Genomic DNA, 22,940 nt, shown 5'->3' on the forward strand with positions numbered 1-22,940 from the left:
CTTCGCGGCGCAGTGAGCGGGCGGGTCGGGCGGCGCTTTTAAGGCGCGTGTTTCACGCCCGGCCAGCGCGGGAGCGCTCGGTATAATGCCGCCATTCGCGCAGCGCGCGCCCATCTCGCCCAGGATCCCCGCCGTGTCCGACCGTCTCGCCGTCGCCCTGCAGTACGCCCTGCCCAAGCGCCTCCTCACCCAGCTTGCCGGCAAGCTGGCCGGTCTCGAAGGGGGCAGGGCTACGACAGCGGTGATTCGCTGGTTCGTGAAGCGTTACGGGGTCAACATGGCCGAGGCCGCCAACCCCGATCCGGCAGGCTACGCAAGCTTCAACGAATTCTTCACCCGCCCGCTGCGCGCCGGCGCGCGGCCGCTGGCCGAGGCCGACTTCCTGTGTCCGGTGGATGGCGCGATCAGCCAGTTCGGGCCGATCGAGGCCGACCAGATCTTCCAGGCCAAGGGCCACTTCTATTCGACGGCGGCGCTCGTGGGGGGCGACCTTACGCTTGCGGCGCGTTTCGAGGACGGCGATTTCGCCACGCTCTACCTCAGCCCGCGCGACTACCACCGCATCCACATGCCTTGCGCCGGCCGCCTGACACAGATGATCTACGTGCCGGGCGCGCTGTTCTCGGTGAACCCGGTGACCGCGCGCGGCGTGCCGGGCCTGTTCGCGCGCAACGAGCGCGTCGTGTGCGTGTTCGAAGGCGACTTCGGCCCCTTCGTGATGGTGCTGGTGGGGGCCACCATCGTCGGCAGCATGGCGACGGTGTGGCACGGCGTGGTCAATCCGCCGCGCCGGCCCGACATCGAAAAGCGCAGCTATGGCGAGGGCGAGGTCTTCCTCGACAAGGGCGAGGAGATGGGGCGTTTCCTGCTCGGCTCCACGGTGGTGATGCTGTTCCCGAAGGGCGCGCTGCGCTTCGACGGCGACTGGGCGGCGGCGCGACCGGTGCGCATGGGCGAGGCCATGGCCGCGCGCAGGACGGCGGACGCCTGAGGCACGCGCGGTGCCGTCAATGCACCGCGGCTGTGCGCACGGATCGGCAGATGCACGCTGGCGATGCATGCCTTGTCGGGAATGTTGCGACGCAATATCCTCACAAGGTCATTTTTCTGTCAAAAAGATGTGCTAGAACAACTATTTGCGGCTCGTGTGCGGACTCATTCGCCGGGCTGCAAAGCTGGCACGGTTGAAGCTTGGTAAACCGTGCCTTTCCACAAGAGCATCAGGAGACAGATCATGCCCAGCCGCCCGATCCATCAGATCCTTTCCGATCGTCCTTTCGTCTGCGCCTCCGTATACACCCCGGTGCGCGAAGTCACCCGCATGATGCAGGACCTGCACTGCAGCGCCGCCCTTATCACCGAGCATGGCGTGCTCACCGGCATCTTCACCGAGCGCGATGCCACCTTCCGTGTCCTTGCGGCCGGCCTCGACCCCGAAACCACGCCGGTCGGCGAGGTCATGACCCACAACCCGCAGACCTTGTCCGAGGACAAGCCCTTTGGCCACGCGCTGCACCTGATGTTCGAGAACGGGGTGCGCCACGTGCCGATCATCGACGGCGACCGGCGTCCGCTCGGGGTGGTGACGGCGCGCGATGCGCTGGCGCTCGATGCCCTCGATTTCGGTGCCGAACTGCTGCGTCGCGAGGAAATCACCGTGATCCTGTAACTGGCTCGGACCGGCACTGCGCTGGCACCGCCGGGCTCAGCGCCGGCTGCGCTCACAGCAGGTTCATCTTCCTCGCGGCCGCGCGCAGCTCGGCGCGGAAGTCGGGGTGGGCGATGCCGATCAGCGCCTCGGCGCGCTGCTTGGCGGTCCTGCCGCGCAGTTCGGCCACGCCGTGTTCGGTGACCACGTAGCTGATGTCGTTCTTGCTGGTGGTCACGTGCGTGCCCGGCGACAGCACCGGCGCGATGCGCGACACGCTGTCGTTCTTCGCCGTCGACGGCAGCACGATGAAGGCCTTGCCGCCTTTCGAGCGGTTGGCCGCACGCACGAAGTCGACCTGGCCGCCGGTGCCCGAGTAGGGCAGGTGGCCCAGGCTTTCCGAGCCGCATTGGCCGAGCAGGTCGATCTGCAGCGTGGCGTTGATCGCGCACAGCCTGTCGTTGCGCGCCGCAATATAGGGGTCGTTGGTGAAATCGACCGGGTGCATCTCCACTGCAGGGTTGCGGTGCAGGTGACGGTACAGGCGCTGCGAGCCGAGGGCGAAGGTGGCGACCGTCTTGCCGGGCATGAAGGTCTTCTTGCGGTTGGTGACCGCGCCCGACTCGATCCGCGACAGGATGCCGTCGCCGATCATCTCGGTGTGGATGCCGAGATCGCGCTTGTGCTGCAGCTGCATCACGACGGCGTCGGGAATGCCGCCGTAGCCGATCTGCAGGGTGGCGCCGTCGTCGATGAGGTCGGCGACGTACTTGCCGATCGCCTCCTGCACCGGGCCGATCTGCGGCAGGCCGACCTCGAACAAGGGCTCGTCGCTTTCCACCAGGCCGCTGACCTGCGAGATGTGCACGTGGCAGTCGCCATTGGCGAAGGGCACGTTCGGGTTCACCTCGAGCAGCACCACGCGCGCGCGGCGGATCGCCGCCATGGTGTAGTCGGGCGCCAGTGACAGGCTGAAGTAGCCGTGCTCGTCCATCGGCGAGGCCATCGACACCACGACGTCGGCCGGCGACAGACCGCGCTCGATCAGCATCGGCAGTTCGGAGAAGTAGGCCGGGATGAAATCCACCCAGCCGGCCTGGCCGCCGGCGCGGGTGGCGCCACCGAAGAAATAGGCATCGTGGCGGATGTTGGCGCGCGTCTCGGGGTCGAGATAGGCGAACTTGCGCAACGGCAGGATCTGGCTCACCGAGACCTTGCGCAGGCTGTGGCGGCGCTCGGACAGCGCATGCAGCAGGACGGGCGGCTCGCCGACCCCGGTGGGAACGACGACGGCGTCGCCGTCACGGATCAGTTCGGCCGCGTCGCCGGGCGTCATGCGTTTCTGTTCGTAAAGCGCCTGCGCACTCATGCTTCCTCCTGGATCGGATCGTGATGCTCGTGAGGGCCGATTATACGCGTTTCCATACTGCGACGTATGGAAACGGCGGCGCGAAAAAAAACCGCCGCTCCGATGGGCCGGGCGGCGGTGTCTGGCTTGCCGGGGCGCTGAGCGTTCAGCGGTTGCCGTTGCCGGGCTTGGCGGCAAACAGGGCGGCGCGCTGCGCAGGGCGGGCGCCTGGCCGGCGGTCCTGGCCCTGGGGGGCGCGATTGCCATCGACCTCGGGCCGCCGGCCGCCGGTGCCGCGGTTGACGTCGATGCGGTTGCCGTCGACATCGGCACGTCGGGGCGCGGCACGATTGCCGTCGACGACGCGAGCGTCGCCATTGCGCGGTGCGCGGTTGCCATCGACCTCGCCGCGCGCACGCGGCGCTTGCGGCCGCCCGACAGGCTTGGCCGGGGCCGCAGCGCGGCCGGCCGGGGCGCGGTTGCCGCTGCGCGGCGCATCGGCTGCGCCTGCACTGCGCGCCTGACCCTGGCCCGGGCGGCCACCGCCACGGCGCGGTAGCGGATCGCGCCGGTGGTCGGCGTCGTGCGCGGCGGCGGCGCCCACGCTGGGCACGAAGTCCTCGGCCGTGGCGCGCTCGATGCGGCGCTTGATCAGGCGCTCGATCGCGGTCAGCAGCTTGATCTCCTCACGGTCGACCAGCGAGATGGCATTGCCGGCGGCGCCGGCGCGGCCAGTGCGGCCGATGCGGTGGACGTAGTCTTCCGGTACGTTGGGCAGCTCGAAGTTGACCACCTGCGGCAACTGGTCGATGTCCAGACCGCGCGCGGCGATGTCGGTTGCTACCAGCACCGGCAGCGAGCCGTCCTTGAACTCGGCCAGCGCGCGCGTGCGCGCCGCCTGGCTCTTGTTGCCGTGGATGGCGGCGGCCGGGATCTCATGTTTGCTGAGGTACTCGGCGAGCTTGTTGGCGCCGTGCTTGGTGCGGGTGAACACGAGCGCCTGGAACCACTGCTTTTCCTTCATCAGATGGGCGAGCAGTTCGCGCTTGTGCTTCTGGTCGACCTCGTAGACCGCCTGGTCGACACGCTCGGCGGTGGTGTTGCGCGCGGCGACCTCGACGGTGCCCGGATTGTGCAGCAGGCCGCTGGCAAGCTCGCGGATCTCGTCCGAGAAGGTGGCCGAGAAGAGCAGGTTCTGGCGCTTCTTCGGCAGCAGGGCGAGGATCTTGCGGATGTCGCGGATGAAGCCCATGTCGAGCATGCGGTCGGCTTCGTCCAGCACCAGGATCTCGACCCCCGACAGGTCGAGCGTGCGCTGGCCGACGTGATCCAGCAGGCGGCCAGGGGTGGCGACCAGGATATCGACGCGCTTCTTCAGCGCCGCGATCTGCGGGTTGATATTGACGCCACCGAACATCACCAGCGAGCTGAGCGGCAGATGCTTGCCGTAGGTCTTGACCGATTCCTCCACCTGGGCGGCGAGTTCGCGCGTCGGCGTGAGGATGAGGCAGCGCGGGCGGCCGGGCGGGTGCGGATGCGCATGGGTGGCCGCCAGCATGTGCAGCAGCGGCAGCGTGAAGCCGGCGGTCTTGCCGGTGCCGGTCTGGGCGGCGGCCAGCAGGTCGCCGCCGTTGAGCACCTGCGGAATGGCCTGGGCCTGGATCGGCGTGGGGGTGGTGTAGCCGGCTTCGCCAATGGCGCGCAGCAAGGGTTCGGCCAGCCCGAGGCTGGCGAAAGTCACTTCGGAATTCATTTGATGGTCCAGCGCACGTCCACCACACCCATTGGTGCGATACCTATCCAGACGGCGGGAAGGGATCCGGGCCGCAACACAGCACGCGCTGCGGTCGCGCGGATCGTTTCAGGAGACACTGCGACGGATCGGTACATTCGCAGCGCGTGCGCACTATAAGCGCTTGGCGCAGGAATGGCGAGGCATTTCGGGTCACGGCGGCATCCGCCACCGCGTGTGCTCCCGGCCTGAGCCCCCTTCATGCTGCAGTGCGCGCAAAACTTCGTTACACTGCTGCCGCGTTTCAATCAAGGGGCCAGGATACGCATGCACGACTTCGAACCCCGTCTCAGTGTCATCCGCCTGCGTGCGCGGCTCGCGCGCAGGCTTAGCGGGTGCGCGGCCGCCGGCCTGCTCGCCCTGCTGGCGCTGGCGCTGTTGCTGGTCTCTGCCGTCGCCGTCTGCGCATGGTCGGCCTGGGAGGCGATCGGTGGCGGGCGGCCGCTGGCCACGCTGATGTGGGTGGGCGCCGGGCTGGGCTGTGCCGCCATCGCCCTTGCCGCCTTGCATGCGCTGTTGCGTCCCGCTCCGCAGGCGCGGGGTATTCGCCTGCCGCGGCCCGCGGCGGAGGAATTCTTTCATCTCCTCGATGAGCTTGCCGAGCGCGCCGGCGTGCCGGCGATCGACCATGTGCACATCACCGACGAGGTCAATGCCGCGGTCGTGCAGCGGCCGCGCTTCGGCCTGTTCGGGCCGCTGCGCACCGAGCTACTGGTCGGCCTGCCGCTGGTGCACAGCCTGTCGGCGCTGCAGTTCGCCGCCGTGCTGGCTCATGAGTTCGGCCACATCGCCGCGCAACGGCGGGGCTGGGGCGGCTGGGGGGGCTATGCGCGGGCGTGGTGGGCGCGTGTGCTCGACACCCTGCTGGGCGATGCCGCGGAGGGGGATTCGCTGCTTGGTCGCCACGCGGCGCGCTTCTTTCACGACATGCTGCGCCTGGCCCGGGTCGAGGAGCTCGAGGCCGATGCACGTGCAGCCATGCTGGTCGGGCCGCTGCTGCTCGGCGAGACCCTGATCGAGCTCAGCCGCAAGGCACATTTTCTGCAGCACGACTACTGGCCGCGGGTGCAGGCGCTGCGCTCGGCCGACGACGCCTCGCGGGTGAGACCATTCCGCGAGATGGGGCATGGCGTGGCTGCCGGCTATGCGCAGGCGATGATCGCCCGTTCGCGCGAGCTTGCCGACGCCCGCGGCCGCGGCGACGCCTTCCACCCTTCGCTGCAGCGCCGCCTGTGCGCGCTGCGGGTGACGGTCGACCCGCAGCCGCAGGCCGGCGCGTCGGCCGCCGAGCATTTCTTCCGCGCCCTGCTGCCGAGCCTGGCGTGGATCTTCGACCGTGCCTGGTGGGAAGTGAGCCGCATCGAGCGCCACCCGATGCTGGTCCCCGACGAGGGCGAGGCCGCGGGCGTCTGAGCGGCGACGGGCGTCCGGGTGCCGCCTCGCAGCGCGGGGCGGCCCTCTCAAGAAAACGTTCTGCAATCTGTTGTTTTCTTTGCGAAGGTCTTCCGCCGCTCGCGGGGGCTTGGGATGCTCAGAAGGCTTCCTTCTCCGCTTCGAGATAGGCCAGGCTGACGTACTTGCCGATGTTGGTCTCGAAGCCGGCGGTGTCGGTCGCCTTGCCGGCTACGCGCGGATCGGCCAGCACCCGGGTCCGCGCGCTGGCCATGTCCGCACCGTCCTCCACCGCGCGCACGCAGTTCTCGTAGATGCCTTCGAACAGTTCGCGGTTCCAGGCCAGCACCTCGCCGCTCGGGCGGCCGTGACCGGGCACCCAGATGCGCGAGGGCGCGTTCTTTTCGAGTTCGTCGTAGAAGTGGAAGGTGCCGACGTAGGAGCCGTCGTCCATGTTGGCGATGCGGCGGTCCATGGCGACGTCGCCGACGTGGGTGAGCGCGTCCTCCACGACCTCGATGCAGATGTCGCCCGGGGTGTGGGCGAGGCCGTAGTGATGGATGCGCAGGCTCACGTCGCCGAAGTCGAACTCGTCGCCGTGGGCGACCTCGTGGTTGGGCGCCACGATGCGCGTGCCCGCCGTGGCCTGGTTGGTCCAGCGCTCCATCAGGCTGTGCCACAAGTTGCCCTGCACGCCGAGGATCTCGCGCCGGGTCACCGCATGGGCGTAGATCGGCAGGTCCTTGCCGTAAGCGTCCTCGAAGGCATGGTTGGCCAGCCAGTGGTCGCCGTGGTAGTGGGTGTTGAAGATCGCCACCACCGGCTTGTCGATGACGCTGCGGATCATGCGCAGCGCCATCTCGCCAATCTGCACCGAGCCGCCCGGATCCAGCATCACCACGCCCCGCTGGGTTATCACGAAGGTAATGTTGCTCATCATGCCCTTGTTCTCGGGGGTCGGAAAACCGTCTTTGGAGTAGATCATCCACACGTGCGGCGACAACTGCTGCGGCGCGATGTCGGGGACCGCAGGGCCGCGGATGAAGTCGTCCATGTCGGCGGCGAAGGCGGACAGCTGCGGCCAGTGGCTGGCCAGCCCGGCGGCCGTTGCGAGGCCGAGGCCGGCCCTCAGGAATTGACGGCGAGACGGGCGGTGGGCGGGCAGGGTCATGGCGGTCTCCGGCGGTGGTCGCGGTGAATGACCAGAATATTATAGAAAGCTGATTGATTGCGCGCCGGCACGTGCTGCGGCGCCGCTCAGCGCGTGCCGGCGGGCGCCGGGTGCGCTGCGCCGGACGCCGTGCGGCGGCTGCGCGCCGTCTCCAGATGCGCACACAACGCCTCGGCGCCGTCGAGCAGGCGCGGCGTGTGGCGCTGGATCAGATCGGGCGGGACGAAGAACAGGTTGTCCGCCGCCGTCGCCGCCAGCGCCGGCCAGCGTTTCCACTGATCCAGCCACTCCGGCCGCGCCTCGTCCATGCCGCTGGCGACGATGGCCTCCGGATTGGCCGCGAGCACGCTCTCGACGGCGATCGTCGGTGCCAGTTGCGCCAGACTGCCGAATACGTTCTGCCCTCCGCACAGGCGGATCACGTCGGCGATCACATGCTCGTCATTGACCGTCATCAGCGGCCGGTCCCAGATCTGGTAGAAGGTGCGCACCGTGGGCCGTTCGCTGTAGTCGGCCTTGAGGCCGGCATGGCGCCGACGGAAGGCGTCGGCGTTCGCCTGGGCCACGGCCGTGCTGCCGGCGAGCGTGCCGAGGGCTTCGATGCTGCGGGCGACATCGTCCAGGCTGCGCGGCTCATTGATCCACACGGCGATGCCGAGCGCGCGCAGGCGCTCGAGGTGCTGTTCGCGGTTGCCGCTCTTCCATCCCACGATGAGATCGGGGCGCAGGGCGAGCACGGCCTCGAGGTCCACCTGGTTGTAGCTGCCCACCTGGGGCAGTTGCCTCGCCTCGGGCGGGAAGTCGCTGTAGGCGACGACACCGACCACGCGCTCCCCGGCGCCGGCCGCGAACAGCAGCTCGGTGACGTGGGGGGCGAGGCTGACGATGCGGGTGGCGGCCTTGTCGAGCCGCAGCGTCTGGCCAGTGTCATCGGTGAGCGTGATCTGCGCCTGCACAGGCAGGCTGGTGCCGGCGAGCAGCGCCAGGCTGAGCATGAGGGGCGACAGTCGGGTCCGAGGCGGGAGAAGCGAGAAGGTCATCAGGACTGTTCCGCGGTGAGGGCTGGGAATAGGGGGTGGGGGTTGGGGGGGAAAGGGGCTGGAGCGGTGTCGCGGTGCCGGTCAGCGGCGCACAGGCAGGGCGGGCGACGGGCCGATCTCGGCCAGCGCCGCGTGCAAGGCGTGCTGGAAGCGTTGCCAGTCGGCCTCTTCGCGCGGCAGGCCGAAGCGCAGCGCCGCCGGTGCGTCGAACAGACGGGTGAGGATGCCGCGGCGGGCGAGGGCGGCATGCAGGGCAGCGGCCTGGGTGCTCGGCCACCACTTGAACAGGGCTGGGCCGTGTACCGGCGCCAGGCCGGCCGCGCCGAGCACACGGGCGAGGCGCGCGCCGCCGGCTTGCAGCTTTCGGCAGGCGTGCGCCTGCCAGGCGCGGTCGAGCAAGGCGGCGCGGCTGACATGGCGCGCCGGGCCGCTCACCGTCCACGGGCCGAGCTTCGCCGCCAGGCGCTCGCGTACCGCGGCCGGCGCCAGCACGAAGCCGACGCGCGCGCCGGCCAGGCCGAAGAACTTGCCGAGCGAGCGCAGCACCACCAGGCCGTCGGCGCCGGCCAAGGGCGCCAGGCTGGCCGCGGGCGTGGGGTCGATGAAGGCCTCGTCGATCACCAGCCAGCCGCCGCGCGCGGCCAGTTGCTGGTGCCATGCGAGCAGGCGGGCGCGCTCGAACTGCACGCCGGTGGGGTTGTTGGGCTGCACCAGGACGACGATGTCGCTGCGTGCCACCGCGCGGTCGGCGTCCTCGGCGGCAAACAAGGCGGGCCCATGGGCGCGCCAGGCCTGGGCATGCTCGGCGTAGCTGGGCGCCAGCAGGCTTACCCGCGGGGCGGGCCGGTGTGTGCTGACAAGCTCGGCGAGCACACCGGGCAGGGCCTGGATGGCGGCCTGGGAGCCGGCCACCGGCAGCAGTGAGGCGCTGCCGTAATAGCTGGCGGCGGCCGCTTCGAGGCCGTCGTCGTCCTCGGGCAGGCGTTGCCAGGCGGCGAGGGGGATCGGTGGCACGGGATAGGCCTCGGGGTTGATGCCGGTCGACAGGTCCAGCCAGTCCCCGAGCGCAATGCCGTAGTGGGCGGCGGCGCGGCGCAGACGACCGCCGTGCTCAAGCATGGCCGGTGGCGCCGGTGAGGAGCGGCAGCGCGACGGCGACGAGGGCGACGAGGGCGGCGAGCGCCAGCCACAGCAGCACGCCATGGCGGACGAGGCCGAGCGCGGCGCGAATCGACGCCGCGTCCGCCGCCCGGCCCTCGCCCAGCGGCGGGCGTTGTTCGAGGCGGCCGTGATAGATCGCCGGCCCGCCCAGCGCCACGCCCAGTGCGCCGGCGCCGGCGGCCATCACCGGGCCGGCATTGGGGCTGTCCCAGGCCGCGGCCTGGCTGCGCCAGCAGGCGAGCGCGCGCCGGGTGCGGCCGAGCAGCGCGTAGGTGAGCGCGGTGAGCCGGGCCGGCAGCAGGTTGAGCAGGTCGTCGATGCGCGCCGCCGCCCAGCCGAAGCGCAGGTAGCGCGGCGTGCGATAGCCCCAGCTCGCGTCGAGGGTATTGGCGAGGCGAAACAGCAGCGCGCCGGCGCCACCGCCGACGATGAACCAGAACAGCGCGCCGAACACCGCGTCGTTGCCATTCTCGAGCACCGACTCGGTGCCGGCCGCCGCCACGCCGGTGGCATCGAGGGCGGCGGTGTCGCGGCTCACGATCCAGCCCACGCGGCTGCGGGCCTGCGCCAGGTCGCCGGCTTCCAGCGGGGCCGCGATCGCCTCGGCGTGCTCGGCGAGGCTGCGCCCGCCCAGCGCGAAGTAAAGCAGCGCGATGTCGACCGGCCAGTGCGCCCAGGGGTGCACGGTGCGCAGCCACAGCGCAAGGCCCACCCAGGGCAGCACGGCGAGCGCCCAGGCGAGCGCGCCGGCGGCGCGCTGCGCACCGACGTGGCGCCGCACCACCGCCTCGATGGCCGCCGCCCAGTGCCCGAAGCCGACCAGAGGATGGAAACGGCGCGCCTCGCCGAGCAGGCGGTCGGCGAGCACGCTGGCGGCGAGTTTGGTGACGAGGATGGCGGCAGCGCTGATCGGCATAGAGGCGAATGGATCTCGAAGAGGGCGTCGTCGACGGGAGGCCAGGGTGGGGGCGGCGCAGGTCTTCGATGCGCCATCGGCAGCAGTGTGCGGGGGAGCGGAGCCAGCCGGCGGCCGGAATCGGCGATAATCTCGCCCCTCGAAAAAGGAAGGCGATTTTACGCGATGTCTCCTCCGCTGACCCTGATGGTGCAGGGCACGACCTCGGATGCCGGCAAGAGCACGCTGGTGGCAGGCCTGGCGCGCGTGCTGCGCCGGCGCGGCCTGCGTGTGGCGCCGTTCAAGCCGCAGAACATGGCGCTCAATTCGGCGGTGACCGCCGACGGCGGCGAGATCGGTCGCGCCCAGGCCTTGCAGGCCCTTGCCGCGGGCGTCGCCCCGCATAGCGACTTCAACCCGGTGCTGCTCAAGCCCTCGAGCGACATCGGCGCCCAGGTCATCATCCACGGCCGCGTCGCGGCGAACCTGTCCGCGCGTGACTACCATGCCTACAAGCCGCGCGCGATGGCGGCGGTGATGCAGAGCTGGGACCGGCTGTGCGCCGGCTTCGATGCGGTGCTGGTCGAAGGCGCGGGCAGCCCGGCCGAGATCAACCTGCGCGACCGCGACATCGCCAACATGGGCTTTGCCGAGGCCGCCGACGTGCCGGTGGTGCTGGTCGCCGACATCGACCGCGGCGGCGTGTTCGCCCATCTGGTCGGCACGCTCGATCTGCTGTCGGCGAGCGAGCAGGCCCGTGTCCGCGGCTTCGTCATCAACCGTTTCCGCGGCGACATCGGTCTGCTGCAGTCCGGCCTCGACTGGCTGGAGGCGCGCACCGGCAAGAAGGTGTTCGGGGTGATGCCCTACCTGCACGGGCTCTTCCTCGATGCCGAGGACGCGCTCGCCGACGGCGCCGCCGACGTGCCGGCGGGCACCGGCGCGCTCAAGGTGATCGCGCCGGTGTATCCGCGCATCTCCAACCACACGGATCTCGATGCGCTGCGCCTGCACCCACAGGTCGATTTCCGCTGGGTGGGGCCGGGCCAGGCCATCCCGCCGGCCGATCTGATCGTGCTGCCCGGCTCGAAGAGCGTGCAGGCCGACCTCGACTGGCTGCGCGCGCAGGGCTGGGAGGCGGCCATTCGCCGCCACCTGCGCTACGGCGGCCGCGTCGTCGGCATCTGTGGCGGCTTTCAGATGCTGGGCCGGGTGGTGGACGATCCGCTCGGGCTGGAAGGGGCGCCGGGCAGCGTCGCCGGCCTGGGCCTGCTCGACATGGAGACGGTGCTCGAGCGCGACAAGCAACTCGGCACCGTGCGCGGCTGTCTGAGTGCCGAAGTCGATGCCGGGCAGGCCGGGCTCGTGGGCTACGAGATCCACATGGGCGTCTCGCGCGGGCCGGCGCTGCAGCGTCCGGCGCTGTACCTGCAGGATGCAGCGGCGCCGCGTGCCGACGGCGCGCTGTCGGCCGATGGCCAGATCCTGGGCAGCTACGTGCATGGGCTGTTCGATGCGCCCGCGGCGCTCGCCGCGCTGCTGGCCTGGGCCGGGCTGGAGCGGGCGCAGACGGTCGATCTGGCGGCGCGGCGCGAGGCCGACCTCGACCGCCTGGCCGATGCGGTCGAGGCGCATGTCGATCTCGCCGCCCTGTTCGACGCCCCGATGAATGAAATGGCGCCGCCTGCGGCGCAAGTGTTGGAGCGATGATGACGAAGCAAACCCCGGCCAGTCACGGTGCCGAAGCCTCGCCGCTCGGCCGTCCGGTCGCGTACCGGGACACTTACGCGCCCGAGCTGCTGTTCCCCATCGAGCGCCAGCTCAAGCGCGACGAGCTGGGTCTGCGCGCCGACGTGCTGCCTTTCGTCGGCGAGGATCTGTGGAATGCCTACGAGCTGTCGTGGCTGGATGCGCGCGGCAAGCCGGTGGTGGCGCTGGGCGAGTTCCGCGTACCGGCCGACACGCCGCGCCTGATCGAGTCGAAATCGCTCAAGCTCTACCTCAATGCCTTCAACCAGCAGCGTTGCGCCAGCATCGACGAGGTGCGTGCGCTCATCGCCCGCGACCTGTCGGCGGCGGCGGGGGGGGCGGTGGCGGTGCGAATCGTGCCGCTGTCGGCGCGCCCGCAGCGCTGCTCGAGCACGCCGCAGGGCGTGTGCGTGGATCAGCTCGAGCTCGACATCACGCACTACCAGCCCGACGCCGCGTTGCTGTCGGCCGGCGGCGAGACCGTCAGCGAGACGCTGTATTCGCACCTGCTGAAGTCGAACTGCCTGGTGACCGGCCAGCCCGACTGGGGCACGCTGGTGGTGCGCTACCGCGGCCCGGCGATCGCGCGCGAGGGCTTGTTGCGCTACGTGGTGTCCTTTCGCGAGCACAACGAGTTCCATGAACAGTGCGTCGAGCGCGTGTTCTGCGACATCACGGCGCGTTGCCGCCCGCTCGAGCTCGCCGTGTGGGCGCGCTACACGCGGCGCGGCGGGCTCGACATCAATCCCTTCCGCGCCAGCCATGCCGGGCTGCGCCCCGACGAAGGCATGGAGGTGCGTCAGTGAGCAGTGGAAGTTGATGTCGGACATGGCAAAAAATGCGCAACAGGGTATTGCCTATGAGGTGTATCAATAGGCAAGCCCGGTGGGCTGGTTTAACATCGGCGTGCTGATCACCACCACCACAAGAGGTAAGGAAGATGAAGGTTCTCGTTGCTGCTGCCGTTGCTGCAGGTCTCCTCTCCGCCGCCCCGGCCTTCGCCACGGCCGAACTCGCCAAGGCCAAGAACTGCATGGCCTGTCACGCGGTGGACAAGAAGCTCGTCGGCCCCGCTTACAAGGAGGTCGCGGCCAAGTACGCTGGCCAGGGTGACGCGGCCGACGTGCTGGCGGCCAAGATCCAGAAGGGCGGCGTGGGTAACTGGGGCCAGATCCCCATGCCCCCCAACCCGCAGGTGAACGACGCCGACGCCAAGGCGCTGGCCGAGTGGGTGCTGTCGCAGAAGTGATGCCCCGGGTCGCGGATCGCCGTTGCGATCCGCCCCGCTGAAACGACAAGGCCGGCGATCGCCGGCCTTGTCGTTTCAGGACGTCCATCGTCTTTCTAGTGTGGGGCGAACAGCAGCTCCGGGCGGCGTAGCCAGGCTTCGGCGTCGATGGCCGGTGCCGGGCGGGCGAACAGATAGCCCTGCATGACGTCGCAGCCGAGCGTGCGCAGGGCCGAGGCCTGCTCCAGGTTTTCCACGCCCTCGGCGACCAGTTCGAGCTCGAAGCCGCGGGCGATGCCGGTGATCGCCGAGATGATCGGGTTGGTCATCGGCCCCTCGAGATCCCGCACGAAGCTGCGGTCGATCTTCAGCGTGCTGACCGGGAATTTCTGCAGATAGGCGAGCGCCGAGTAGCCGGTGCCGAAGTCGTCGATGGCGACGCTGAGCCCGGCGGCACGCAGGCCGCGCACCTTGCTCGCCACGCTCGCCGTGTCGTTCATCATGATGCTCTCGGTGATCTCGATCTCGAGGTGGTGGGGATCCACCCCGTGGCGACCGAGGCAGCCGGTGATGGCATCGACGATGTCGCTACGATGGAAGTCGTGCGCCGACAGGTTGATCGACAGGCGGGTCGCCGGCACGCCCTCGCGCTGCCAGGTGGCCAGCTGCAGGCAGGCCTGCTCCATCACCCAGGCGCTGATCTCGCCGATCAGGCCCACTTCCTCGGCGACCTGGATGAAGGTGGCCGGGGGCACCGCGCCGAGCGCCGGATGGTTCCAGCGCAGCAAGGCCTCGAGGCCGACGATGCTGCGGTGGACCATGCTCACCTGGGGCTGGTAGTGCAGTTCGAGCTCCTCGCGCGCGATGGCGCTGCGCAGGTCGTTCTCGAGTGCGATGCGGTCGCGGTGGCGCGAATTGAGGTCGGGGTCGAAGAAGCGGAATGCGTTCTTGCCCGAGCGCTTGACCTGGTACATGGCGATGTCGGCATTGCGCGTCAGGTCTTCGGCCGTGCCACCGTCGCGCGGGAAGAGCGAGATGCCGATGCTGACCGTGGCGCGGAAGTCGCCCTGGCTGAGCGCCACCGGCGTGCTCAGGGTGTCGAGGATCTTGCGCGCGATGACCTCGGCGTCTTCCGGCTGGTTGATGTCGGGCAGCAGCACCGTGAACTCGTCGCCGCCGAGGCGGGCCAGGGTGTCGCCGCGGCGCAGCGTGGCCGACAGCCGGCTGGCAATCGCACGCAGCAGCACGTCACCCTCGGCGTGGCCGAAGGTGTCGTTCACCAGCTTGAAACGGTCGACGTCGATGAACATCACCGCCAGTGCGCCGGTGCGGCGCTGCGCCTGGGCGATGGCCAGCTCCAGCCGGTCCTTGAACAGCACCCGGTTGGGCAGGTGGGTGAGCTGGTCGTGATAGGCCTGGAAGGAAATGATCTCCTCGGCGCGCTTGCGCTCGGAGATGTCGCGCGCGACGCCGTACAGGCCGACGACGCGGCGGTCGTTTTCCTGTGTCAGCATCGGGATGCCGGTCAGCGACACGGTGATGCTGTCGCCTTCGCTGGCCGGGTGGTACTTGCGCAGCCGCAGCTCGACATTGAAGCTCTCGCCCGGCAGCGAGCTGGGCTGACTGAGCAGGCCATGGATGCGATCGAGATCCTCGGGCATCACCAGGGTGGTGAAGGGGCGGCGCATCAGCGCGCCGCGTTCGTAGCCGAGCAAGGCCTTGGCGCGCGGGTTGAGATAGCTGAAGCGGCCCTCGCCGTCGAGGGTGAAGATCAGGTCGGGGGAGCTCTCGACGAGGTAGCGGTGCAGGCGCTCGGAAGCCTTCAGCCGCTGGCTCATCAGCTTGTTGGCCTTTTCCAGCGTGCTCTTGTGCAGGGCGCCGTCGACCGCGCGCTGCAGTTGTGCGACGTGGTAGGGCTTTCGCACGTAGTCGTCGGCGCCGCGGCGCAGGGCGCCGATCGCAGCATCGATGGCGTCTTCGCCGCTGATGATGATCACCGCCTCGTCACGCTGGTTGTCGGCCAGCCAGTCGAGCAGGGCGAGCCCGTTGGCGTCGGGGAGGCGATAGTCGAGCAGGATCAGCGCGTAGTGCTGTCCGCTCAGCCTGTCGATGGCTTCGCCGATGCTGCCGCACTCATCGAATACCCGCCCCGGGCGCGCGAGCACATGAGGAAAGGTGCGGCGCAGGGCCGGATCGTCATCGACGATCAGGATGCGGAAATCGGCGGTGTCAGCGTCAGCAGCACCTTCGACCTGAGGCCGTAACGGTTGCTCAGCCGGAGTGACCATGGCTCCCAGGATAGTGTAAGCAGATGTGTTCAGTGCCCGCATGATGCAACACTCAGGCCGTTTGTTCCAGCGGCACGAAGATCTGGAAGCTCGTCCCGGTGCCAGCCTGGCTGCGGCACAGCAGGGTGGCACCCCACTGGCCGAGGATCTCGCGCACCACCGTCAGGCCCACGCCCTGGTGGCTGCCGCCCTTGTCGCTCGGCTGTGGTGAGAGCGGGTCGTCCGCGCGCGCCGGCGGCAGGCCGGGGCCGTTGTCGACGAAGCGGATCTCGAGGCAGTTGCGCCCGTCCACATTCACCTGCGGGAAGACCGAGATCACCAGGCGCTGGCCGGGTTGCAGCGCCTCGGACGCGTTGCGCAGCAGATTCAGCAGCACCTGCTTGAGCGCCGAGGCCGGCATCGCCGCCGGCGGCACGTCGCGCGCGGCGCGCAACTCGAGCTGCAGGTCGCGACTGCCGAACAGGGGCTCGCCGTACAGCGTGCGCATGTCCAGCAGCAGCTCGGGTACGCGGCAGTAGCTGGGCTCGGTGCGCTCGGTGGGCAGCTCGGCGGCGTGGCGCAGCAGATTGTCGATGCGGTCGAGCTCGGCGTTGAGCAGGCTCATCTCGTCCTGCAGCGGCATGTCCTCCGGACGCTGCAGCACCAGCATGCCGAGGCGGCTCTTGAGCACGGTGAGCGGATTGGTGGCCTCGTGCGCGATCCTGCGCACGTGATCGCGGAAGCGTTGCTGCAGGACCGCCTCGCGTGCGGCGAGCTCACCGCGCTGGCGGGCGAAGCTGCGCAACGCGCGCGCGGCGGCGCCGAGCAGCGCCGCATAGCGCCAGCGCAGCTCGCCGTCCAGCGCCTGGGCCGAGTGGGCCGCCACCAGCGCCACCACGGCGTCCTGCCCGCTCGCCAGTGGCAGGCAGTAGAAGCCATGCTGGCCCAGCCAGCGCGCCACCTGCCAGTCGGCCAGGCTGCGCTCCGGTCCGCTGTCGCCGGCGAAGAAGGACGTCGGATGCTCGCTGCGTGCGCACAGTGCGATACAGCTCGCTTCGTCGTCGACGCGCAGGCGCAGTTCGGTGATCAGTGCGCCGATGCTGCCGGCGCCGTCCTCCAGCAGCGGACGCAGCAGGCCGGCGCTGTCGGCACCGAGCAGCACGGGCGGCGTGTGCAGCCCGAACAGGGGGCAGGCCAGGCGCAGGCGCTCCTTGACCGTCGGGCCGTCGAGGTCGACGAAGGCGGCGGTGAGCAGGCCCAGCATGCCGGCACTGCGGTAGGGGTCGTCGGCCAGGCGTGCGGACGCGGGCGCCAGGCCGGCGGCGAGGGCGGCGGGCGGCGGATAACTGGCGTGACCGGAGACGATGTAGCCGACGTCGGTACGCAGGCTCAGCAGGGTGTCGTATTGCAGGCCACAGAGCCGGGACACGCGCGTGAGCTCGACCTGCCAGCTGTCGCGTGCGAGCAGCTCGGCCGCTTCGATCAGGCGCAGCAGCGGGTGGGCGCCGGCGAGCTGTTCGTCGAGCAGGCCTTCGAGCTCGAGCGCGTCGGCCAGGCTGGCAGGCAGGCCGCAGTCGTGGATCAGGCTGGTGAACGCGGGCCGGCGGCCGTCCTTGCAGGCGGCTGCTCCGACGAGCCCGCGCCACAGTCCGCCCAGATAGGCTTCGTCGGGGCGGGGGTAGGCGGACTCGATGGCCAGGTGGAGGGCGCATTCGGCACGCAACAGGGCGACGTCGGCGGCGTGGGCGCCGTCCTGCGGGCCCCGATGGCCCAGACCGAGCAGCCAGGCGCGCAGCAGGTCGGTGCCGATGCGCTCCAGGCGGCGGCGCAGGGCGGCGTTCAGGCCTGCGTCGAGTTCGCCCTCGGCGAGCGGTTGCGCCACCAGCAGTGCCAGACTGAGCGCCGGATCGCGCGCGGCAACGAGCGCGACCTCCGGCCAGTTGGGCGACTGGGCCGCGAGCAGGCGCAGGATGGTGGAGGCCCCATCCGGCACGGGTTGGAGCTCGAAGGCGCTGAAGGTGGCAGGAAGCATACGGCGCTCAAGGCAGGGCAGCGGGCCCGGAATCCGGATTCTAGCCCCGCACGGGATTGCCGGACGTGACGCAGTCGGCGGGCCGCAGCAGCTTTCCGGGCGGGCGCCCGGCCTCCTCAGGCCTGCAGGCTGTCGGCGAAGCTCAGGCCGACGAGCTGCGCGCGGTTGATGCGTTCGTAAGGCAGATGCAGGGCCTGCGCCGCCTTGGCCAGCGCGCTGCCGTCGAAGCTCTCGCAGGCCTGGGCGAGCTGCAGGAAAGGGGCGAATTCGCCCTGGCCGTAGAGCAGCGCTTCGCTGACGTTGGCGGGCAGGTTCATCTCGTCGAGCAGGCTTTGCATCGAAGTGCCGAGCAGCACGTGCAGCAAGGAGAAGGCGCCGGTAATGAACAGGTTGTCGCGCTCGCCGGCATCGAAGTAGCCCGCCCCGACTTCTTCCATGAAGCGGCCGCGCGCGATCGCGGTCTGCATCATCGCCGGCGCGCTGGGGTCGCGGCTGGCGGTGACCAGCAGCAGCGACAGCCATTTGTTGAGCGCGTCATAACCCAGGATGCTGACCGCGTGGCGGAAGGACTGGATCTCGCACATCAGCCCGAAACCGGCCGAGTTGATGTAGCGCAGCAGCTTGTAGGACAGCGCCACGTCCTGCTTGAGCACCGCCTCGATGTCGCGGATCTCGCCGTTGTTGCGTACCAGATTGAGGAGTCGCACGATCTGCGCGTGGCCGGGGCTGAGCGCCTTCGCCGGCGCATTGCCGTGCAGGAAGAACCAGCCTGAGGCGCCGTCGAAGCCCGCACTCACCGCCTGGCGGAAGGCGTTGATGTCGCTCAGGCCCCAGGCCAGGCTGAGTCCGGGCGCGCCGCCCGGTGTCGGGTGGCGGCGTCCGTCCATCAGCACGAAACGCCAGTCGACGCCGGCGGGCAGGGCGGTGCCGGGGGCGTACCAGGTCAGGCACATGCCGACGCCGGCGTCCTGCAGGCGCGCCATCAGGGCCTGCGTCTGCGGGTGGGCGAGCGTCTGAGCCGGGATCTCGATGGCGGCATTGTCCGGCACGGCCCAGTTCATCAGCTCGGGCGTGGGGACAAGACGGCCGACGCTGACGAAGACCGGGTGGTGGCTGGGCCAGACCTCGGCCTGGGCCGACAGCGCCTCGACCACCGAGGCGATGTTGGGGCCGTGGGCGATGATGCGGTTGGCGGTGATCGCGCGGTTCTTGTTGACGACCGGCTCGCGGGTCAGCAGGGTGGTCTGGCTCATCGAGCGCTCCGGGGTGGCGGTCAGTTCGTCGGCTGGGCGAAGGTGAAGGCGTCGGCGAAGAAGGCGTCCGCGGCCAGGCCGCGGCGGCTGCAGAAGCTGCTGCGCGCGGCGTCGATCATCGCGGGCGCGCCGCAGGCGTAGATCTCGTGGCCGGAGAGGTCGTCAAAGTCGTCCAGCACCGCCTGGTGCACCAGGCCGCGGCGACCGCTCCACGCACTGTCGGGCTTCTCGTCGGACAGCACCGGGATGTAGCGGAAGCCGGGCAGGCTCGCCTCCCAGCTGCGGGCGAGCGCGTCGAGGTACAGCCCGGGGCGCTCGCGCGCGCCCCAGTACAGGGTGATCGAGCGCTGCAGGCCCGTGTGAAGGACGTGTTCGATGAGGCCCTTGATCGGCGCGAAGCCGGTGCCGCCAGCGACCATGACGATCGGGCGCGACGAGTCCTCGCGCAACCAGAAGCTGCCGAGCGGACCCTCGAAGCGCAGGATCTCCTTCTCCTTCATGGTCTCGAACACATGGCCGGTGAAGCGTCCGCCGTCGATGCGGCGCACGTGGAGCTCGAGGTGGCCGGCGTCGTGCGGCGCATTGGCGATCGAGAAGCTGCGCCGCGCGCCATCGGCGAGCAGGATGTCGATGTACTGGCCGGCGCGGAACTGGAAGTTCTCGCTTGCTGGCAGCTTGAGGTCGATCAGCATCACGTCCTCGGCCAGGCGCTGCAGCTTCTGCACACGGCTCGGCAGCTTCTTCACCGGGATGTCGTCGGCACGGCTGACGTTGCGCGCCTGCACGACCAGGTCGGTGAGCGGCTTGGCACAGCAGAACAGCGCGTAGCCTTCGGCCCGCTCGGCCGCGGTGAGCGCGCCATCGGCGTGGCGGCCGTAGTCGACCCGGCCTTCCAGGACCTTGCCCTTGCACGCGCCGCAGGCGCCGTCGCGACAGCTGTGGGGCAACAACAGCCCGGCGCCGAGCGCGGCCTCGAGGAGGGTCTGGTCATCGGCGACGTCGAACTGGTGGTCGCCGGGCTGCAGTGAAATCCGGTGGCTCATGGTGCGTGAGATAATCATTCGATGAAAAGAATCCTGATCGTCGGCAGCGGTGACGTTGCCCAGCGCGCGCTGCCCTGGCTGACCCGCCGCTTTCGCGTCCTTGCCCTCGTGCGCAGTGCAGAAGGCGGTGCGGTGCTGCGCGCGGCCGGCGCGATCCCGCTGCTGGCCGACCTCGACGACGCGCGCAGCCTCAAGCGGCTGGCCGGCATCGCCGATGGCGTGCTGCATTTTGCCCCGCCGCCGCCCGCCGGCGACGGCGATCCGCGCATGAAGCGGCTGCTGGCCGCGCTCGAAGCGCGCCGAAGTCTACCACAGGGGGTCGTATACATAAGTACGACAGGGGTTTACGGCGACTGTGGCGGCGCCTGGGTGGACGAGACGCGGCCCTGCCGGGCGCAGACCGCACGCGCGCGCCGGCGCATCGATGCCGAGCGCCAGCTGCGTGCCTTCGGTCGCCGCCGTCAGGTTCGCGTGGCCATCCTGCGCGCGCCCGGCATCTACGCCGCCGACCGCCTCCCGCTCGAGCGCCTGCGGCGCGGCGATCCCGTGCTGGCGGCCGACGAGGACGTGCACACCAACCACATCCACGCCGAGGATCTCGCCCGCCTCGCCTGCCTGGCCCTGTTCCGCGCCCCGGCCGGGCGCGTGTACAACGCCAGCGACGACTCGGACCTGAAGATGGGCGACTATTTCGACGCCGTCGCCGATGCCTTCGGCCTCGCCCGCCCGCCGCGCCTGGGGCGGGCCCAGATTGGCGAGCGGTTGTCGCCCCTGACGCTGTCCTTCATGAGCGAATCGCGCCGACTCGACAACCGACGGCTGAAGCGGGAACTGCGCCTGCCGCTGCGCTATCCGACGATCGCCGCCGGGCTCGCCGCTGCACGCGGCGCAGCGCCGGCCGGCGTATGAGGGCCGCGTTCGACGCGCCCTGATCGCCGGCGCGGGCCGGCTTCCTCTCTCACGCATCCTGGACATCCATCGTCGACATGCTGACCCTGAAAGCCCTGCACATCATCTTCGTCGTGAGCTGGTTCGCCGGCCTGTTCTACCTGCCGCGCCTGTTCGTCAATCACGCCATGGTCGAGGACGCGGCCACCCGCGAGCGGCTCGCGCTGATGGAGGCGAAGCTGTACCGCTTCATGACGCCGCTCGCCCTCCTCGCCATCGGCCTGGGGTTGTGGCTGTGGTTCGGCTACGGCTTTGCCGGCGGCTGGCTGCACGTGAAGACGCTGCTGGTGATCGGGCTGGTCGCCTATCACCTGTATTGCGGTCGGCTGATGCGCGACTTCGCCGCGGGGCGCAACACGAAGTCGCACGTGTGGTACCGGGTGTTCAACGAGATCCCGGTGCTGGTGCTGTTCGTCGTGGTGTTCCTCGTCGTCCTCAAGCCGTTCTGACCGGGGGCTGAGGCGGGGAGGCCGGATGTGAGACAAAGGCGCAAGCCGAGGGAGACGAAATGCTGCACGAGACGGCAGTGACGCTGGACAAGCCGGTCGATCTGGCCGAGTACAACTGGCAGGCGCATTCGGTGCTGGTGGTCGATGACGAGGAAGGCATGCGCCACTTCCTCGAGCGCACGCTCGCCCGCCGCTGCGGCATGGTGCAGGCTGTGGCCGATGCCGAGCATGCGGCGGCGCTGATGGCGCGGCTGCACTTCGACCTGCTGATCCTGGACATCGCGCTGCCGGGCAAGTCGGGCATCGAGTGGCTGCACGAGCTGCGCGAGCATGGCTACACCGGCGACGTGATCCTGGTCACCGCCTTCGCCGACATGGAGACCGCGATCGATGCGCTGCGCGGCGGCGCCTCCGACTTCATCCTCAAGCCTTTCCGTGTCGACCAGATTCTCAACTCGATCAAGCGCTGCTTCGAGCGTGCGCGGCTGGCGCGCGAGAACTTCGTGCTCAAGCGCGAGCTGGCCGGGCTGGCGGCCGACCCGATCGGCCTGGTCGGCCATTCGCCGGCGATCGAGCAGTTGCGCGGCCTCATCCGCCGCGTCGGGCAGATGCCCAGCACGGTGCTGCTGCTGGGCGAGTCGGGCACCGGCAAGGAGGTCGTCGCGCGTGCGCTGCACCACACCAGCCCGCGCGCGCAGCGGCCCTTCGTGCCGGTCAACTGCGCGGCGATCGCCTCCGAGCTGATCGAAAGCGAGCTCTTCGGCCACATCAAGGGTGCCTTCACCGGCGCCAGCGAGAGCCGCAACGGCCTGTTTTATTACGCCCACGGCGGCACGCTGTTCCTCGACGAGATCAGCGAGTTGCCGCTGGCGATGCAGACGCGGCTGCTGCGCGTGCTGGAAGAGCGCAAGGTGCGCCCGGTGGGCTCCGAGCGCGAGCTGCAGGTGGATGTGCGCATCATCGCCGCTTCCAACCGGGATCTCGCTGCCGAGGTCCTGGCGGGACGCTTCCGCCAGGACCTCTACTACCGCCTCGCCGTGGTCGATATCGCGATGCCGCCGCTGCGCCGGCGTGCCGAGGACATCCCCGACCTGATGCGCCACTTCATGCAGCAACTGGCGGTCGAGCTCGGGGTCGCGCCGCTGCCGCTGTCGCACGAGGTCGTGAGCCGGCTGCAGGCCTATCCCTGGCCGGGCAATGTGCGCGAGCTGCGCAACTTCGTCGAACGCTCGATGATCCTCGGCAGCTTCGCGACCGAGGCCTTCGCCGTCACGACCGCGAGTGCGCCGCCGCCCGCCGGCGAGCTCGAGCTCACCCTCGCCGAGCTCGAGCGCCGCCATATCGAGCGTGTCACCGAAGCCTGCGCGGGCAACAAGAGCGAGGCGGCCCGCCGCCTCGGCGTGTCGCGCAAGACGCTGGAGCGCAAGTTCGCCGAGTGGGCCGAGAGTGTCCGGCAGCAAGAGGACGAGGGGCGGCGTGCGCGGCTGCAGGGCCTGGAGCGGCGCGCATGAGCGGCTTTTCTGG

At 69.9% G+C, this 22,940-nt stretch carries 19 protein-coding genes; 9 read left to right on the plus strand and 10 right to left on the minus strand.

Annotation, left to right across the window (positions count from 1 at the left end):
- Nucleotides 1-133 precede the first annotated feature (133 nt).
- Both asd and ACMV5O_RS03980 read left to right on the plus strand, forming a co-directional pair.
- On the plus strand, nt 134-991 hold the full coding sequence (asd, locus tag ACMV5O_RS03975) for an archaetidylserine decarboxylase (RefSeq protein ID WP_416162262.1): 858 nt from the start codon (nt 134-136) through the stop codon (nt 989-991).
- A gap of 243 nt (nt 992-1,234) precedes the next feature.
- Complete coding sequence (locus tag ACMV5O_RS03980; protein ID WP_416162263.1) at nt 1,235-1,669, plus strand: CBS domain-containing protein; 435 nt, start codon at nt 1,235-1,237, stop codon at nt 1,667-1,669.
- Nucleotides 1,670-1,721: 52 nt separating this feature from the next.
- On the opposite strand, the gene ACMV5O_RS03985 is transcribed toward ACMV5O_RS03980, so the two are convergent.
- Nucleotides 1,722-3,017: an acetyl-CoA hydrolase/transferase family protein gene (locus ACMV5O_RS03985; protein WP_416162264.1), complete on the minus strand. Its 1,296-nt coding sequence runs from the start codon at nt 3,015-3,017 to the stop codon at nt 1,722-1,724.
- A gap of 145 nt (nt 3,018-3,162) precedes the next feature.
- A complete protein-coding gene (locus ACMV5O_RS03990) occupies nt 3,163-4,749 on the minus strand; it encodes a DEAD/DEAH box helicase (RefSeq protein WP_416162265.1) in 1,587 nt (528 codons plus the stop codon).
- A gap of 306 nt (nt 4,750-5,055) precedes the next feature.
- Between ACMV5O_RS03990 and ACMV5O_RS03995 the strand changes: the two genes are divergently transcribed.
- Nucleotides 5,056-6,201, plus strand: coding sequence for a M48 family metallopeptidase (locus tag ACMV5O_RS03995; protein ID WP_416162266.1), 1,146 nt, complete (start codon nt 5,056-5,058; stop codon nt 6,199-6,201).
- A 118-nt stretch (nt 6,202-6,319) separates the two neighbouring features.
- Here the strand turns inward: ACMV5O_RS03995 and ACMV5O_RS04000 are convergent, their stop codons facing one another.
- From ACMV5O_RS04000 to cbiB, 4 genes are all read right to left on the minus strand, one after another.
- Complete coding sequence (locus ACMV5O_RS04000) at nt 6,320-7,351, minus strand: MBL fold metallo-hydrolase (protein WP_416162267.1); 1,032 nt, start codon at nt 7,349-7,351, stop codon at nt 6,320-6,322.
- An 86-nt stretch (nt 7,352-7,437) separates the two neighbouring features.
- The gene (locus tag ACMV5O_RS04005) at nt 7,438-8,346 is read right to left on the minus strand and encodes a cobalamin-binding protein (RefSeq protein WP_416162268.1); all 909 of its coding nucleotides are present in this window, start codon (nt 8,344-8,346) and stop codon (nt 7,438-7,440) included.
- Nucleotides 8,347-8,472: 126 nt separating this feature from the next.
- The gene (gene cobD, locus ACMV5O_RS04010; protein WP_416162269.1) at nt 8,473-9,510 is read right to left on the minus strand and encodes a threonine-phosphate decarboxylase CobD; all 1,038 of its coding nucleotides are present in this window, start codon (nt 9,508-9,510) and stop codon (nt 8,473-8,475) included.
- A complete protein-coding gene (gene cbiB / locus ACMV5O_RS04015; RefSeq protein WP_416162270.1) occupies nt 9,503-10,468 on the minus strand; it encodes an adenosylcobinamide-phosphate synthase CbiB in 966 nt (321 codons plus the stop codon). Before cbiB ends, cobD begins: the two co-directional genes overlap by 8 nt.
- 165 nt (nt 10,469-10,633) lie before the next feature.
- Between cbiB and ACMV5O_RS04020 the strand changes: the two genes are divergently transcribed.
- The 3 genes from ACMV5O_RS04020 (at nt 10,634) to ACMV5O_RS04030 (ending at nt 13,445) form a co-directional block, all read left to right on the plus strand.
- Nucleotides 10,634-12,157, plus strand: coding sequence for a cobyric acid synthase (locus ACMV5O_RS04020; protein ID WP_416162271.1), 1,524 nt, complete (start codon nt 10,634-10,636; stop codon nt 12,155-12,157).
- Complete coding sequence (queF, locus tag ACMV5O_RS04025; RefSeq protein ID WP_416162272.1) at nt 12,157-13,002, plus strand: NADPH-dependent 7-cyano-7-deazaguanine reductase QueF; 846 nt, start codon at nt 12,157-12,159, stop codon at nt 13,000-13,002. The genes ACMV5O_RS04020 and queF overlap by 1 nt, the downstream gene beginning before the upstream one ends.
- A gap of 134 nt (nt 13,003-13,136) precedes the next feature.
- Nucleotides 13,137-13,445 carry a c-type cytochrome gene (locus ACMV5O_RS04030; protein ID WP_324538931.1) on the plus strand — a complete coding sequence of 103 codons (309 nt, stop codon included), beginning with the start codon at nt 13,137-13,139 and terminating at the stop codon, nt 13,443-13,445.
- 95 nt (nt 13,446-13,540) lie between these two features.
- On the opposite strand, the gene ACMV5O_RS04035 is transcribed toward ACMV5O_RS04030, so the two are convergent.
- The 4 genes from ACMV5O_RS04035 to ACMV5O_RS04050 form a co-directional block, all read right to left on the minus strand.
- A complete protein-coding gene (locus ACMV5O_RS04035; protein WP_416162273.1) occupies nt 13,541-15,712 on the minus strand; it encodes an EAL domain-containing protein in 2,172 nt (723 codons plus the stop codon).
- Between the two features lie 52 nt (nt 15,713-15,764).
- Nucleotides 15,765-17,723 (minus strand): ATP-binding protein, encoded by a 1,959-nt coding sequence (locus ACMV5O_RS04040; protein ID WP_416162274.1) that lies wholly within the window; start codon nt 17,721-17,723, stop codon nt 15,765-15,767.
- 116 nt (nt 17,724-17,839) lie between these two features.
- The gene (locus ACMV5O_RS04045) at nt 17,840-18,976 is read right to left on the minus strand and encodes an EAL and HDOD domain-containing protein (protein WP_416162275.1); all 1,137 of its coding nucleotides are present in this window, start codon (nt 18,974-18,976) and stop codon (nt 17,840-17,842) included.
- 20 nt (nt 18,977-18,996) lie between these two features.
- Nucleotides 18,997-20,019, minus strand: a complete 1,023-nt coding sequence (locus ACMV5O_RS04050; RefSeq protein WP_416162337.1) for a CDP-6-deoxy-delta-3,4-glucoseen reductase — start codon at nt 20,017-20,019, stop codon at nt 18,997-18,999.
- Nucleotides 20,020-20,040: 21 nt separating this feature from the next.
- Here ACMV5O_RS04050 and ACMV5O_RS04055 point away from each other — a divergent pair, with 21 nt between their 5' ends.
- The 3 genes from ACMV5O_RS04055 (at nt 20,041) to ACMV5O_RS04065 (ending at nt 22,927) form a co-directional block, all read left to right on the plus strand.
- Nucleotides 20,041-20,928: an NAD-dependent epimerase/dehydratase family protein gene (locus tag ACMV5O_RS04055; protein WP_416162276.1), complete on the plus strand. Its 888-nt coding sequence runs from the start codon at nt 20,041-20,043 to the stop codon at nt 20,926-20,928.
- A gap of 77 nt (nt 20,929-21,005) precedes the next feature.
- Nucleotides 21,006-21,416, plus strand: coding sequence for a CopD family protein (locus ACMV5O_RS04060; RefSeq protein ID WP_416162277.1), 411 nt, complete (start codon nt 21,006-21,008; stop codon nt 21,414-21,416).
- A gap of 59 nt (nt 21,417-21,475) precedes the next feature.
- Entirely contained in the window at nt 21,476-22,927 is a 1,452-nt protein-coding gene (locus ACMV5O_RS04065; protein ID WP_416162278.1) for a sigma-54-dependent transcriptional regulator, read from the plus strand.
- The last annotated feature ends 13 nt before the right edge of the window (nt 22,928-22,940 follow it).

The organism is Thauera sp. WH-1 (assembly GCF_047806685.1).
Taxonomy (GTDB): domain Bacteria; phylum Pseudomonadota; class Gammaproteobacteria; order Burkholderiales; family Rhodocyclaceae; genus Thauera.